A 14,732-nucleotide genomic window follows, 5' to 3' on the forward strand; every position below is an offset into this window, starting at 1 on the left:
TGAAGGTTAAGTTTTGTAAAAAAATTAAACCTTCCGTACTTTATTTCGTTACTTTGGGGATTAAGATGAAATTCTTGAAAGATTTCAGGTACATATTATTCATTTTCGCATTGGTTTTTACCGTCAATGTTGGTTATTCTAACACAACAGAAAAAGAGAAAAAATCTGACGGTCAAGAGCAGGAGCAAGAAGGTAGACGAAAGTCTGATCAAGGTATGATGAGACCTGATTCTGGTTCTGCCACGGAAGCCATTGATCAAGAACTTCAAGAAGAGCCTGAAGAGGAAGTTGAAGATTCCAAAACTCCCGTTTATCAGTCTATTGAAAAGATCGATTCTGCAAAAGAAGAGTCTGTAAGTAAGTACAATTTCATCTTTTACTTTCTTTATAAATTCAAGTACGACGGAGAAGAAGCTCCTTAAGCTTCGATAGATTGATAATTGTCAATATCTTCTAATGATATTGTTCCCTCGTAGAAAGCTTTTCCAAAGATTACACCGTAAAGGCCAAGGTCTCTAAGCTTTTTTATATCATCCATACCTCGAACTCCTCCACTAGCGAATATGGATAGGTCTGGAAATTCCTTTAATAGCTTTTTGTAAAGTTCGAAAGAAGGTCCCTCCATAGCACCATCTTTTGAGATATCAGTGGTTTTCAAATACTTGAGCCCCCTATCATAGAAAAAAGAAATATGATCAAATAGGTCTTTGGAGGTGGCTTTTTGCCAACCTCTAATTCTAATTTTTCCTTCTAGACTATCTGCTGCCAGAGCTACCTTTTCTCTTCCATAGGACATCAACCAGTTGGCGAATTGTTCTTTGTTAGATACTGCTACTGATGCTGCAGTTATACTTTCTGCTCCGTATTCAAAAGCTTTTAGCACATCACCATCCGTATGTATTCCTCCAGTAAAATTTATTTTAAGATCGGTATAAGCCGCGATCATGTGCAAAATATCATAGTTGACAGATGTGCCTTTTCTTGCACCATCAAGGTCGATTAGGTGCACTCTTGAGATCCCATGATCTTCAAATTGCTTAGCAACATCAATAGGGGTTTCATCATAGACTTTTTCTTTGGAGAAGTCTCCTTGAGTAAGGCGAATGGTTTTGCCTTCAATAACTGATATTGATGGAACTAGAAGCATAATAAAATTTAGAAAGGTTCTTTAGTGGAATCGCTCCATTCTAAATATACACAATCCCTTCCAGATTTTTGTTAATTAACTTCTACTAATTTGAATCCTTCACCGTGAATTGTTAAAATCTTAAGACTGGGTTCACTTTGAAGGTACTTCCTGATTTTTGCGATATATACATCCATGCTTCTTGCATTGAAATAACTATCGTCTTTCCATATCTTTTTTAGTGCTACACTTCTTTCGACTGTCCTATTTACATTTTCAAAGAAGATCTTGAGCAATTCATTTTCTTTTGTGGTTAGGTTAATCTCTTTATCTGGCAGAACAAGTCTATTTTCTCTATAGAAGTAGGTAAGTCCAGCAATTTGAAATGGATTTGGGAATTCATCTTCTTCCTCTTTGGAGGATCGTTTTAAAATTGCCTGAATTCTCAATAGCAGCTCTTCCATACTGAAAGGCTTCGTCATATAATCGTCAGCACCGATTGTAAAGCCTTTGATAATATCTTGCTTCATTGACTTTGCTGTCAAAAAAATGATGGGAGTGTCTTCATCAGTCGAACGGATTTCTTTTGCAAGAGTGAAGCCATCCTTCTTTGGCATCATTAGATCTAGGATACATAAGTCGAAAACATCTTTTTTGAATGCTATCCCACCTTCTTCTCCATCTCGCTTTAAAGTGGTATCGAAACCTTTTAATCCAAGATACTCGCTAAGTATTTCGCCAAGATTTGGGTCATCTTCTACTATTAATAATTTAGGCTTCATTCGCTAATGGTATTGTAATTGAAAATTTACTTCCTTTACCGGGCTCACTGTCCACATGTATACTTCCGCCGTGCGCTTCAACTATTCTGTGCACGTATGCAAGACCCAGTCCAAAGCCTTTCACATCATGTACATTGCCTGTAGATACTCGATAAAATTTTTCGAAAATATGCTTTTGCTGCTCTCTTGACATGCCAATGCCTTTATCATGAATTGAAATGATAAAGTCTTCCTCATCCGAGGCAGTTCTCAATGTTATGTTTGGAGTTTCTGGGGAATATTTATTTGCATTGTCAAGCAGGTTAAGAACAATATTTGTCAGATGCATTTCATCTCCATTGACAAGATCATTTTCAGCCTTTTCAATCATGTTCAATCTTCCTCCCCTCTGCTCCACTTGAATAGAAATATGTTCTGCTGCACTTTTTACCATGTCACTCATTCGCAACATTTCATGCTTCAGGTTATAATCATTTCTATCTATTGCAGCAATCTGGAGAACTTTTTCTACTTGATCGCCCAGTCTTTTATTTTCTTCACCAATTACCTTGATATACTTTGTTCGAAGTTTGCTTTGCTCAATATCCTTATCATTCAATGCCTCTACTGCCAATGATACGGTTGCAATTGGAGTCTTCAATTCATGCGTCATATTATTGATAAAGTCGTTTTTCATTTCGGATAATTTCTTTTGTCTCACAATTGTTCTAATGCTGTACCCGAAACAAAAAAGTATTACCAATACTAGGAATCCCGAACTAACCATTGCAGACCAGACTTTGCTTAGTAAATAGCCTTGTTTACCTGGAAAGTCTACGATAATTAGACTGTCATTTCTGTAGATGTCATTTGGAAAGAGAGAAGCCTTTAATTCACTTCTTTCTATCTCTTTTTGTTTTTCTAAATCTGTTAAAATTAGGAATCGCTGCTGAAGTGGTTGCATTACACCATATTCATATTCGATATCAATTCCTTTTCTTAGGAGCTCGTTTTGTAGAAGAGAATCGAGTTGTTGTCGATGAAAGCGAGATGCCAATGGTCTATTTGGGCCCATCAGGTCGTTCATCACATTAAAAGTAATCTCATATCTCTTAGAGACTTTAGCAAGCTTGTTTTCCAATTGCTGAATTCTTACATCTCTTTCCTGGATCAATTGCTCCACCGTAGATCCAGGAGGTGGAGGAGTTTCTTCGAAAAAGAATTGATCTGCTACGCTTGAAAAATTCACAACAAATTCAAACCCTCCTTGATTTACAGTATCAGCAAAATAAAACATCTGTTGATTGCCATTTTCGACTATTTTGATGTTTTCATTTCTGTTTGCTCCGGGGGGCGGAGGCTTTCTAAAATGATTATTTTGATCTTCTTGGTTTACCCGTGAATTCAGGTATTGAAATTTTTGAAGCGCAGCAAAAGTTTCTTGTTTCTCAAGCTTATTTGCTACTGTATTTAATGCGTCCAGGACGTCTTTTTTGAAACGTTCTTCATTTGCAGCAACAAGCGAGTCTATCCAATAGAGTTGAAATGCAATAAGTCCCATCATGGCAAATCCCATGAGTCCTATAATCCATCTTAAAGTCTTCCGCTTCATGGTTCAAAAATACGACTAAGATGTGTCTACAGTTCGTGTTTAACCATTTTTAACAAGGATTAACGACTGATTAACAGAGAGATACAAAGCCTATTCGTACTTTCGATTAGCATTTAGGACTATTAAAATTCAAAGGATATGAAATCAAAATCAACAATTCTAGCTTTAGCATTCTTGCTATCAATGACCTGTTCCGCGATAGCTCAAGATGATGACAATAAGATCGTGGTAGAAATAACCAAAGAGATTAATGGCGAAAAGAAGACTTTTAATGGGGAGTACAACAGTACGGAAGAAATGAAAGCTGACCCGCAGTATCAGGAATTTGCTGGAGATGAAGATGGCTTTAACTTTTGGTTTGATAGTGATAGCGGATCGGATGTCTTTCTTCACTTAGACCAATTAAAAAATCGAAGTGGGTCTGGATTTAATTTTTTCCATGGAGACGATGATGAAGATGATAGTAACATTTTCTTTTTTAAAAACTTTGACAGTGATTCTTCAAACAGTTTTTTTGATATCCACCTAGATGGGATGGATTTAGAAGAGTATAAAGAAAAGATGAAGGAGCTAGGGATAGAAATGGATATGTTATTTGATAAGTTGGATGAGGCGAATAGTAGTAAGCGTTTTCAAGTCATTACTATGAAGCGAATTAAGATAACGGATGTGGGTGATGAATTTGGTAAAAAGGGAAGGGTAGATAAAAATGAAGAACTTGAGCTTGAAGATCTGGTTTTCTATCCTAACCCATCTCCAAATGGACGCTTCAAAGTAAGGTTTCAGCTACCTGAAGAAGGTGAGTTGAGCATCAAGGTGTCAAACTTGGAAGGTAAAGAAGTCTTCAGTAGATATTTTGAACGCTTTGGGGGTACTTATTCTGAGACTATTGACCTTTCTGGACAGAAAGAAGGAATTTATTTGCTTGAAATAGCTCAAGGTAAGAATAGAGTGACAAAGAAGGTAGTGATTAAATAGGCTAAACAAATAGCTGCCGGTTACAGGGTGATCGGCAGTTTAATTTATTCTTCAATGAGAAGTGTAAAGCCTACGCCGTGATGGTTTCTAATCTCGAGACAGGAATCATCTTTTAAATACTTTCTAAGACGTGTTACAAAAACATCAAGACTCCTGCCTTTGAAGTAGTCATTCTCTCCCCAGATTTTTTCAAGAATGGTTTCGCGTTTTATCAACTCATTTTTATTGGCAATAAGTAACGCAAGCAGGTTTGCTTCCATTTGAGTAAGTGATTGATTGTACTTCTGATAAGAATAAATCAGATTCTTGGTATCAAATGTTGAACTCCCGAATTGAATCAACTGGGTGGAAGTAATGTCAGAATTGTTATTGACTCTTCTTAGGAAGACCTCGATTCTGTAGGTAAGTTCTTTGATTGAAAAAGGTTTAGTTACATAATCATCCCCTCCGATTTCAAATCCTAATAGCCTGTCTTCTTCTTGAGATTTGGCTGTTAGAAAAATTATCGGCACGAGTTCATTCTTCCTTCTGATATTGGTTGCCAGCTCAAAACCATCCATTTTAGGCATCATTACATCTAGCAAGCAAATCTCAAAATCGGAGCTACCAAAGGCTTCTAATGCTTGCGTGCCGTCTTGACACCATTTGACTGAGTGACCTAAGGACTCAAGATTATCTTGAACCATAAATCCTAGATTTTCGTCATCTTCTGCTAGTAAGATTTTAGCCATTTGGTAAAGTTATAGTGAAGGTGCTTCCTACGTTGGGTGTTGAACTTAAAGCTATTTTCCCATGTAATTTTTTAACGGCTGATTGAACAATTTGAAGGCCTAGGCCGAAGCCTTTTTGATTGTGTTGATTATGAATTTCAGGTATTCTAAAAAATCTACTAAAAACTTTTTTGTGATACTTTTCATCAATTCCGACACCATTATCTGATACTGAGATTGTAGTCTTTTTGGGGCTTTGTACTACCTTAAAACTGATTTCTTTTCCTCCATATTTTATTGCATTATCAACCAGATTTCTAAAAATGTTTTCAAGTAATTTCTTATTTGATTGAATGATTTTTTCAGAATTTCCTTCTACCGACCATTCGATCATTTGGGATGAGTATTCACTTTTGAAGTTATCTACGAGATCTCCAATAAATTCCATTACTTCAATAGCTTCTTTTGTAAACGTAACCCGCGAGTCTAGTAACGATGAGTGCAAAATGTCTTCCACATTTTGTTGAAGTCGTGCTACCTCGGATTGTATAATTTTCACATACTTCGCATCTTTTTCTGCACCTCTGCTACCAAGCGTTGAAGATGCCAATGATAAAGTTGAAAGCGGCGTTTTAAGCTCATGACTAACGTTATTAATAAAGTCTTTTTGAACTTCACTAAGTCTTTTCTGCCTGAGAATGACGAAAAGAGCGTAGCCAAAAAACACGATCACGACTAGTGTGATGAGTGTAGTAAATTTCCATAGATCAAACCCGGAAAACAACGTTTTTGATTTGTCGGGAAAATACACACCAAAATAATATTCCTCATCTTCTAAGACAGGAATTACGTCAGCCCTTCTTTCGCCTTTCAAATCAACATTGTCTGCGTACACCATCTTATCATTGGCACAATCATAGACACCGTATTCGAAATCTTGAGAGATGGATCTTTTTTTGATTTCTGCGGATATTAAGTACTCAAGATTGGCAAGGTCAATGCGATCGTTTGTTCGAACTATGAAGTAATTCCCAGCAACTTGCTCGATTGGATTAACAGTAGGAAAATCTTTGCCATTTGCTTCACACAGTGATTCAACCACATTTCGAAGTGCAGTCTGAACGTTGTGGTTAAATACCTGATCTTGTTGCTCAATTGCACGGTTAAGCCATACAACCTGAGTTCCTACGATTCCAAGTAGCGTAAATATTGCCAGAACAATTAAAGCTCGTATGTGAGCACTTTTCATAGATCAAAATTAAACTGTTAAGTATTGATTTTTAGATGTTTAACAACTCGTTAACAATCATTATGAGCTTATTAACAGGTTCCTAAAATCGTCAAACACAGATTTGACTAAACTAAAAATTAAAATAATGAGAAAAGCGACTTTTATCGTAATGCTGGGAATTGCAGTAGCTGTAGTTGCCGGTGTGTCTTCGTTAAAATGGAAGACTACATACATTGATTTAGGTGAGGTTACTCAGAATGAATTGCAGAATCTAACCTTCGAGTTTACTAATATGTCAGGATCCTCTATTCAGATTTTGGAAGCCAAAGGTTCATGCGGATGCACCAATGTAAGATTTCCAAAAGGTGAAATTAGATCAGGGGAAACAGCTTCTATTACTGCTGATTTTAGATCAGGAAGCTTAGGAGCATTCAAAAAGAACATAAGAATCAAGACCTCTGATTCAGATGGGTACACTTACTTGCACTTTAAAGGGCAAGTTGTGAAGTAAATTCATCCCCCTTTCAAGGGGGATTTCTTTTAAAAGAAAAATGTCATTGCAAAAGTTGGGAGGTTTTCATCTTCTCCAAATGCATAATTGAGATTCAGGACTACCGTGTTGAGAGGACTAACCCAAATTCCAAATCCTTTTCCTTGATGCCACTCATCAGAGTTTTCACCATCTACCCAAACTCGACCAACATCGTGAAAGGCTACCAATCCAAATTGACCAGGGAATATGTAGCTTCTGAAAGATGCAATCTTTAATCTTAGATCCAGGTTATGATAGAATGATGTTTGTCCATAGAAGCGTGTTCTTCTATAACCTCTTAGGTTGGTTCTACCACCAAGGATATTGGCATTGAAGAAGTCAAAATCATCAGAAGTTATGTGGGCAACACCAAGTCTATTACCTATTACTAATCTTGAAGGAAGTTTTGCCGTCAAGAAAAAGGACCACTCTGCACTAAGACGGGTGGTGCTTTCAGAAATGTCCGTTATTGCCTCCAAATGTTCAACTTCGGCTTTTGCTGTCATTCCCGCTTTTGGTAAAACTTTGTTGTCTCGAGAATCAAAAGAAATTCCTGTGACGAATTTGTAATACTGATTAGGGTCAAAGACAGCTGGATCTGCCGTAGCATCTGATATAAATCGATTCGCAGTGTTCTCCACTTCGACAGATTTATAGCCTGTTCCAAAATAGAATTTAGCCTTTGCTCCAACATTTCTGGAAAGTCCAGCATCAACTTCAAATCGATCCATTCTTACTCTGTAGTAATCTATGTCATCATCATCTGGTGATACAAATTGGTTTGATAGAAATTCAGTTTCATTCCCTACTCCAAAAAAGTTGTTCACAAAAAATGGTTCTTGCCACAGCAGCTTTGTGTTTAGGTCCCACTTACCTAAGACATCCGTATAATCTCCAGAATAATTGAATTGGAAGGACCCCGTTGCAAATGCCCCAATTGCTGTGAAAGTATGCTTAGCAGCGAAAGGTTCTTTTCTCCAACCGTTTTTAGTGTAAACAAAGCCTGCTCCTAAGAAAAGACCATCATCAGGATTCAGTGCCCCAGTTATTAGCGGCATTAAAATGTCATATTTAAAGGCCTTTCTATCATACCTGTTGACTGCCGGGTCGTCACTAAGTTTGAGAATACCACGTGAATTACCTTCCACTTGGGTACTCTTCAATCTATCGTAAACTTTTAATTTAGAAAGCTTCTCGTCGCCATTGCCGTTGATGATGCGGTCTTTATCCGTACCTCCAATAATTCTGGTCTTTATTTTAGGATTGTTGCCTTTTACTTCAAAGACATCTTCTCCATCCAAGCCGTAGAGTCTGATTTCCTTAGTTTCATCTGGTTTGAAGAGACGCTCATATAATACTTGCTCCGTTTCTCCATCCTTCTTTCTTTTTTTCACAACGACTTTGGTTTGTCCAGTATCAAGGTGTTCGATAAGAAAGTATTCATGTTTATCTGAACCAATAATTTCTACTTCTTTGGAAAGGAATAGATATAATTCTCTCGCGTAAGTTTCCATATTTCCTCTGCGAGCTTTCAGGCCTGTGATTACTTTTTCACCTGTGAGTTTCTCTATTTGATCAGGCCACCCTGCAACGGCATTTTCGATCACTTGATCAGTTAAATTTTTCTGGAGAAAGTCGATCTGCTCCATCCAATCAGACCAGTCTGGTTCGTTCATAAAAGTGCGATCAAAGAAACGTGCATTTTGACTGATGCCTGGAGCCCAATCAACTTCTTCATCAAAACCTTCAATCTTTGGCAATGCCCACTTACGAGCGGCGATTTTTGGAATAATCCCCTGATTCATGAAAAATGCCTGATCACGATCTCGAGGAATTGGACGATACATTTTGCCCTTATCTTCATCAAATTCAGCCCATCGCCATTGATCATCATGTCTATCCCAATCCCCAATCCACATGTCGAAAAGTCTATTTCGGACCACAAACTTTTGATCCACTCTATTGTCATTGTCTTTTTTAAGTTTTTCCAAGACTTTAAGAGTGCCTTCAACATCATCAGCACCTCCAAAATGAGCATCTCCAGCCGCTTCTCCATTGGCTCTTTCCTCATAAAGTGCTAATGTGCCAGCAAAGGTTGTTTGAAATTGGCCTAAGCTTGGATCATCCGGAATGAATACTGGCTTTGGATTTGAATGATAAATATTTGCAGCCTCAGCTAGGGGAGGAATAATGAAAGCTCCATAGGGATGAGATGATGATATTTGATCTTCAACGATATCTTGCGCAAACGTTTTTTGCAAGGCTGGAGGGATTGCATTTTCAGGATATTTTTCAATGGATCTCAATACATACTGTTTGCCATCCTCGGCCTCTAATCGCAGCGATTTTGTTTGCATACCGCCACCTTTTTTCAATACTTTCAACCCTCCTTTTTCATTACTGATGTCCATTACGTCTACTTCAACAGGAGTACTCCAAACTTCACGATAGTTTTTTCCAAGCCAGGTATACTTGCCTTTGGTTCCTTCATATTTCTTGCTTGCGACGACCGTGATAGTACTATCAGAAAAATCAATAGGTGTTTGTTCTAAAGGGCTTTCTTTTAGTTCTTTTTGATAGATATCTTTTTCGTATAGTAAGCCACCATCAATTCCCCAGTATGCTACTGAAGCTTTGCCTGATTGATCCAAATCTAATACAGCAAATCCTTGTTCTTTTTTCGCAAACAGACTTCCCTTACCCTGTTTAACATGAGTGACTTTGGACCCTGATCCACTAACGATGAAGTGATGCCCTTCTCTTTGAAGAAATTGAAGTGAATGCTCGTGTCCAGCAGCATAAACTACGTCTTCTGCTTCGTTCATTGCTGCAAGTATTTGCTTCATGATTGCGCGATACTTAGGATGTGTATTATCCTGAATATTCCCAATGAACCTTCTGTAAAATGGCTGAAGACTCCCTAAGATAGGTAGCGGTAAAAGTTGCTCTTTAAAGCTGAAATTGCCATGATGTTCTCCATAGGTAAACATTGGATGATGGGCTGCTATTAGAATATGTTTACCAGCATTCTTTTCTATCATAGCCTTTAAATCAACTAAAGTTTCAATTGTGGATTTATTGCTACAATCACTTTGTTCGTCTGGTTTGTCCCAGCTATGAAGAAAATATTGTGTATTTAAAATGATAAGTGTTGACTTATCGCTCATTGGAATTTCAATGGGCCCCGGACATCCTCCAGTGGGTAATAAAACATCTTGTCCTTCAAAATATTCACGAATGAATACTTCCATCTCTAGTGCTCTTTCGAATCCATACTTTCTTCCTTGTGCCCAATCATGATTTCCTGGTATGATATAAGCTTTTCCAGGAAAAGCCTTCATCACTTCTAATTGTGGGGTAAGCTTTTTTTCTAATTCTTCGCGCTCAGGATCTTCTTTTCCTGGTAATCCTTTGGGATATAGATTGTCTCCAAGAAATATTAGGAAGTCGTCACTAGACGCCTCTTTAATTTTTTCCTTGAGCAGCTCTAAATTTTTATCAGGATTCTTGGGTTCTCCGGCATCACCAATAAGAAAGATCTTTTGTCCCCAAGTTATTGCTGGAAGCAGCAAGAATATGATTAATAACTTTCGCATCAGCTATGATTTTTTCATTTTGAATTTAATAATATACCCTCTATCACCTTCACCCTCACTGCTAATAAACATGTCACCATTAGGGGCAAAGCAAAGCCCTTCTGGTTGACCCAATATTCTTGGAGAAACAGGATATGTAGCTTGAATTTCACCATTACTATCGACTACTACAAGCATTTTACCTACCGATGAAAGTATGTACAGGTGACCTGTAATAGGATGTGCCGCAATGGCGGATGGTTTGAATTTGATACGATCTTTTTCGTAGTTGAAAGACCGATTTTCCTCCCAAAATGCTTTAAGCTCATTAGGGCCAATTATGAATGCTGGTTTTTCATTTAATTTCATCTTGTCGATATCGACGGAATAGAAAGCTCTGCCATCGAATTCACTATCTTCAATCCCGGCCTTTTCTTTACATGCAATCAGGAGTTGATTGGTTTTTGGATCATATCCTAAGCCTTCGGTATCGTTCTTAGAGCTCAATTTATTTTCAAACTTAATGGCTTTCGTTTGCTTGTTTTCGCCATATGGAAATTGGAATAAATCGCCATCACTCTTTAGAACGAATACTTCATTATTTACCATTTCAATTCCTTCATAGTCTCCGGATTTGTTGAAAGCAATAGAATGGATGATGTTCTTTTCTGAGATGTTGTATTCAAACATTTTTCCTGACTCATCATCAATAGCTAAGATGGTATTTGGTTGTTTGAATGATAAGCCGGAGATCTCCTCCAGAACATATGGCATAAAGTACTTTTGGTTTGGTACTTTCAGGTTGTATGTGAAGTCTACATGATCTGTAACCAAGAAAAGACTGTCTGCACGCTGACCGAAGGAGGGTGAAGTACAACTTTGATTAAAAGAAATCGCAAGCGCGAACAATAAAATGGTAATAATGTTCTTTAAGAAATGCATATGTTGGTCTAAAATGTCAACGTTACAACACTAAAATGCTTAATTTTTGTTCTATTTTGTGTAGGATTAGTAAGAATGATGATTTCAAGTTCAATTATTACTGAGGTTAAGGATCATGCAATCAGCGTGCTATCGAAGCATCTGCCTGATAATATGACGTATCATTCGGTTAACCATACCATAGATGTTGTTGCCTCTGCGGAGGAGATTGCTGAAAAGCAAGATCTTACAACAGACGATAAAGAGGTCGTACAAATTGCTGCATGGTTTCATGATTTAGGCTATACCAGAGGTTGTGAGAATCATGAAAAAGATGGAGCTGAAATGGCTCGTGAATTTCTCAAGGAAAAAGACTATCCTGCAGAAAAAATTGCAAAAGTTGAGGGGTGCATAATGGCTACACAAATGCCGCAAAATCCTCAGAATAACTTAGAGAAGATCCTCTGCGATGCTGATTTAATGCACTTAGCAGGTCGTGATTATTTTAAAAAGGCAGATTTGCTTCATAAAGAAATTGAAACAACTAAGCTTTGTAAAATATCGGAAAATGAATGGCTTCAGATGAATCAGGAATTTTTGGATAAGCATTGTTTCTTTACAGACTATGCAAAACAACATTACGAATCAGCAGTTAAGGAAAATTTAAAAAAGGTTCGAGACCGCCTTAAATCATGGAAGAAACCGAGAAAGTAGAAGAGCTGGAAGACAAAGTAACCAAGCTGAAAAAGAAGGTAAAAAAAGCAAAAGAGCTTACCCCTACAAGAGGTATTGAAACAATGTTTCGTACTACTTCCAAAAATCATATGGAGCTTAGTGCTATAGCCGATAACAAGGCTAACATTATGATTTCAATTAATTCCATCATCTTGTCTGTGATGGTGTCTGTGTTGATACGAAAACTTGAAGAATATCCTCACATGACTATCCCTGCAATAGTGCTAACGCTGGTTTGTCTTACTACCATCGTTTTCGCAGTGCTTGCAACTCGACCTAATGTATCCAAAGGAAAATTTGAGCATGAAGATATAATCAACAAAAAAGCAAACCTCTTATTCTTTGGCAATTTTCACAAAATGAAGCTTGAGGACTATCAATGGGGAATGCAAGAGATGCTTAAAGATGCTGATTATCTCTACGGTAGTATGATCAAGGACATTTACTTCTTAGGAGCTGTGTTGGGTAAAAAGTATCGGCTTTTGAGAATGAGCTATACGATCTTTATGTTCGGCTTTGTTTTGTCAATATTGGGATTCATTGTAGCCGAGCTATTCTTTAAGTCCCCTTATCCATATTGATCTCTTAGATACTTGAAAGTATCCATCTGAGCCCTGATTTCTTTTTCAACTTGTGGACGCTGGTTTTCTATTTTCTTGGAAAGCCATACGCCTTTGATATCATCTTTCCATTGGTATTTAAGAATGGTAAGAATATCTTGTTTCATTCTATCTTCTAATATTGGAAAGCAAACCTCTATTCTACGATGCAAGTTTCTATTCATCCAATCTGCAGACCCCAGGTAAATTTCCTGTTGTCCATCATTATGAAAATAGAATACCCTACCGTGTTCAAGATATCTATCTACAATCCGCTTCACCTTCAAGGTCTTGTTTGGTACTAGACAGCAGATACTTCTTACAATCAACTTGACATCTACACCTTTCTTATCTGCTTCATAAAGTTTCTTGATGAGTGTCGTTTCTTGAAGGTTATTGACCTTGACGATAATACGTGCTTCCTTACCCTCTTCAGCCAATTGAATCTCTCTATCAATCTTAGCTATAAATGCTTCAATGGCACCAAATTGAGAAACAATCAGATGGTTGAAGGGAGGAGGTGTATATCTGGTCAATAGGTGTTGAAAAACTTCTGAAAGCTCTTTAGTAAGATCTGGGTTTTTAGACAATAACCCATGGTCACAATATATTTCAGATGTCTTCTCATTCAAATTTCCCGTTCCAAAAAACCCATACATTCGATCCTTTTTCTTCACCAAAGCCACCTTGGCATGTACCTTCAGTCCAGGTAGGCTGTAAATAATCTTTATACCAGCAGCCCTCATTTTTCGAGCCCACTCCAAGTTGTTTTTTTCATCAAAACGAGCCTTGACTTCCATGAAGACGGAGACTTTCTTTCCATTCTTAGCTGCACTAATTAGTGCCTCTGCAATAATGGAATTTTTAGCCATTCGATAGAATGTAACATTTATCTCTACTACATCCGGATCAATGGCAGCTTCATTGAAAAATTGCAATACATGATCATATGATTGATAAGGAAAATGTAGCAATCGATCTCGTTCTTCAATGCTCTTGAAAATAGACCGCGACTCCATAAGTTCAGGGACCGGTACTACCTCTGATTTTTTATAGACAAGTGCTGGTTCCTTAATGTCAATTTGGAATAGATCATTGAGATTATGATACCGCCCACCCGTTATCATGTCTTCTGCCTGTAATTCTAGCTTGACTGCTAATACATCTATAAGAGCTGGGCTCATTTCGCTGTCAAATAGAAATCTGGATGGGGTACCTAGGTTTCTTTTTTGAATTTGCTTCTCGATTTTCTTAACCAAGTTCCCTTCAAATTCGTCATCGATTTGAAGATCGGAATCCTTGTTGAGTTTTATGGCATGTGAAGAGATAACTTTTTCTTGAGGAAAAAGTATGTCCAGGTGGATTCTGATAATATCATCTAAGAAAATGTAATAAGTCTTATCTCCGATGCTGTGCGACGAAAACCTACTGAGGTGAGCGGTAGGAATATTAAGAACATATACATCGCTATTCTTTAACTCTACGGTCAAGTATATGGCCTGATTGTCAAGAAATAGCGGGTCTTCTTTTGTAATCTTTATTGGCCTAATAAAAGCCGAAACTTTTGTCTTAAAGAAGTGAAGTAAGTCTGGCTTAAGTTCTTCCGGTATCTCCGAAGTGTCCATGCAAATGACATGATTCCTTTCTCCAAGCTGATGAATGATTCCTTTCAGCGCTTCCCCATATTGATTCAGTTGCTTTTTTACCTCTTGGTGAATATTATCTAGTAGCGCTTTAGCATCAAAGTCAATCTTCTTATTGATTTTCTTTTTATCTATTTGCTTGATGTTTCGAATATTGGCGACTCTTACTCTGAAGAATTCATCGAGATTGGATGAATAGATGGCGATAAAGCGTAATCTCTCGAGCAATGGAACACGTTCATCCATTGCTTCCATAAGAACCCTGTAATTGAAGGATAACCAGCTAAGGTCTCGGTCAAATAGCTTCAC

13 protein-coding genes are annotated in these 14,732 nt (G+C 37.6%); 5 read left to right on the plus strand and 8 right to left on the minus strand.

The features are described 5' to 3' along the window. Window positions 1-65: 65 nt before the first annotated feature. Window positions 66-422 carry a hypothetical protein gene (locus ACY650_RS09710; RefSeq protein ID WP_462254180.1) on the plus strand — a complete coding sequence of 119 codons (357 nt, stop codon included), beginning with the start codon at window positions 66-68 and terminating at the stop codon, window positions 420-422. On the opposite strand, the gene ACY650_RS09715 is transcribed toward ACY650_RS09710, so the two are convergent. From ACY650_RS09715 to ACY650_RS09725, 3 genes are all read right to left on the minus strand, one after another. Next, window positions 419-1,147 carry a 1-(5-phosphoribosyl)-5-[(5-phosphoribosylamino)methylideneamino]imidazole-4-carboxamide isomerase gene (locus ACY650_RS09715; protein WP_462254182.1) on the minus strand — a complete coding sequence of 243 codons (729 nt, stop codon included), beginning with the start codon at window positions 1,145-1,147 and terminating at the stop codon, window positions 419-421. The genes ACY650_RS09710 and ACY650_RS09715 overlap by 4 nt on opposite strands. Window positions 1,148-1,218: 71 nt before the next feature. After that, the gene (locus tag ACY650_RS09720) at window positions 1,219-1,908 is read right to left on the minus strand and encodes a response regulator transcription factor (RefSeq protein ID WP_462254184.1); all 690 of its coding nucleotides are present in this window, start codon (window positions 1,906-1,908) and stop codon (window positions 1,219-1,221) included. Next, window positions 1,898-3,499 (minus strand): sensor histidine kinase, encoded by a 1,602-nt coding sequence (locus ACY650_RS09725; protein WP_462254186.1) that lies wholly within the window; start codon window positions 3,497-3,499, stop codon window positions 1,898-1,900. Before ACY650_RS09725 ends, ACY650_RS09720 begins: the two co-directional genes overlap by 11 nt. A gap of 138 nt (window positions 3,500-3,637) precedes the next feature. On the opposite strand from ACY650_RS09725, the gene ACY650_RS09730 reads away from it, so the two are divergent. Then, complete coding sequence (locus tag ACY650_RS09730) at window positions 3,638-4,477, plus strand: T9SS type A sorting domain-containing protein (RefSeq protein ID WP_462254188.1); 840 nt, start codon at window positions 3,638-3,640, stop codon at window positions 4,475-4,477. A gap of 44 nt (window positions 4,478-4,521) precedes the next feature. On the opposite strand, the gene ACY650_RS09735 is transcribed toward ACY650_RS09730, so the two are convergent. Both ACY650_RS09735 and ACY650_RS09740 read right to left on the minus strand, forming a co-directional pair. Next, window positions 4,522-5,208: a response regulator transcription factor gene (locus tag ACY650_RS09735; RefSeq protein WP_462254190.1), complete on the minus strand. Its 687-nt coding sequence runs from the start codon at window positions 5,206-5,208 to the stop codon at window positions 4,522-4,524. Next, window positions 5,201-6,436, minus strand: coding sequence for a sensor histidine kinase (locus ACY650_RS09740; RefSeq protein WP_462254192.1), 1,236 nt, complete (start codon window positions 6,434-6,436; stop codon window positions 5,201-5,203). Before ACY650_RS09740 ends, ACY650_RS09735 begins: the two co-directional genes overlap by 8 nt. A gap of 127 nt (window positions 6,437-6,563) precedes the next feature. Here ACY650_RS09740 and ACY650_RS09745 point away from each other — a divergent pair, with 127 nt between their 5' ends. After that, a complete protein-coding gene (locus tag ACY650_RS09745; protein ID WP_462254194.1) occupies window positions 6,564-6,929 on the plus strand; it encodes a DUF1573 domain-containing protein in 366 nt (121 codons plus the stop codon). A 29-nt stretch (window positions 6,930-6,958) separates the two neighbouring features. Here ACY650_RS09745 and ACY650_RS09750 read toward each other — a convergent pair whose 3' ends face one another. Further along, window positions 6,959-10,546 carry a BamA/TamA family outer membrane protein gene (locus ACY650_RS09750; protein ID WP_462254196.1) on the minus strand — a complete coding sequence of 1,196 codons (3,588 nt, stop codon included), beginning with the start codon at window positions 10,544-10,546 and terminating at the stop codon, window positions 6,959-6,961. A gap of 3 nt (window positions 10,547-10,549) precedes the next feature. Next, window positions 10,550-11,467, minus strand: coding sequence for an SdiA-regulated domain-containing protein (locus ACY650_RS09755; RefSeq protein WP_462254198.1), 918 nt, complete (start codon window positions 11,465-11,467; stop codon window positions 10,550-10,552). A gap of 75 nt (window positions 11,468-11,542) precedes the next feature. Between ACY650_RS09755 and ACY650_RS09760 the strand changes: the two genes are divergently transcribed. Both ACY650_RS09760 and ACY650_RS09765 read left to right on the plus strand, forming a co-directional pair. Next, a complete protein-coding gene (locus ACY650_RS09760; RefSeq protein ID WP_462254200.1) occupies window positions 11,543-12,160 on the plus strand; it encodes an HD domain-containing protein in 618 nt (205 codons plus the stop codon). Beyond that, window positions 12,139-12,762: a Pycsar system effector family protein gene (locus ACY650_RS09765; protein WP_462254202.1), complete on the plus strand. Its 624-nt coding sequence runs from the start codon at window positions 12,139-12,141 to the stop codon at window positions 12,760-12,762. Before ACY650_RS09760 ends, ACY650_RS09765 begins: the two co-directional genes overlap by 22 nt. On the opposite strand, the gene ppk1 is transcribed toward ACY650_RS09765, so the two are convergent. Next, window positions 12,750-14,732 carry a polyphosphate kinase 1 gene (gene ppk1 / locus ACY650_RS09770; protein ID WP_462254204.1) on the minus strand — a complete coding sequence of 661 codons (1,983 nt, stop codon included), beginning with the start codon at window positions 14,730-14,732 and terminating at the stop codon, window positions 12,750-12,752. The genes ACY650_RS09765 and ppk1 overlap by 13 nt on opposite strands.

The organism is Ekhidna sp. (assembly GCF_963691765.1).
Classification (GTDB): domain Bacteria; phylum Bacteroidota; class Bacteroidia; order Cytophagales; family Cyclobacteriaceae; genus Ekhidna.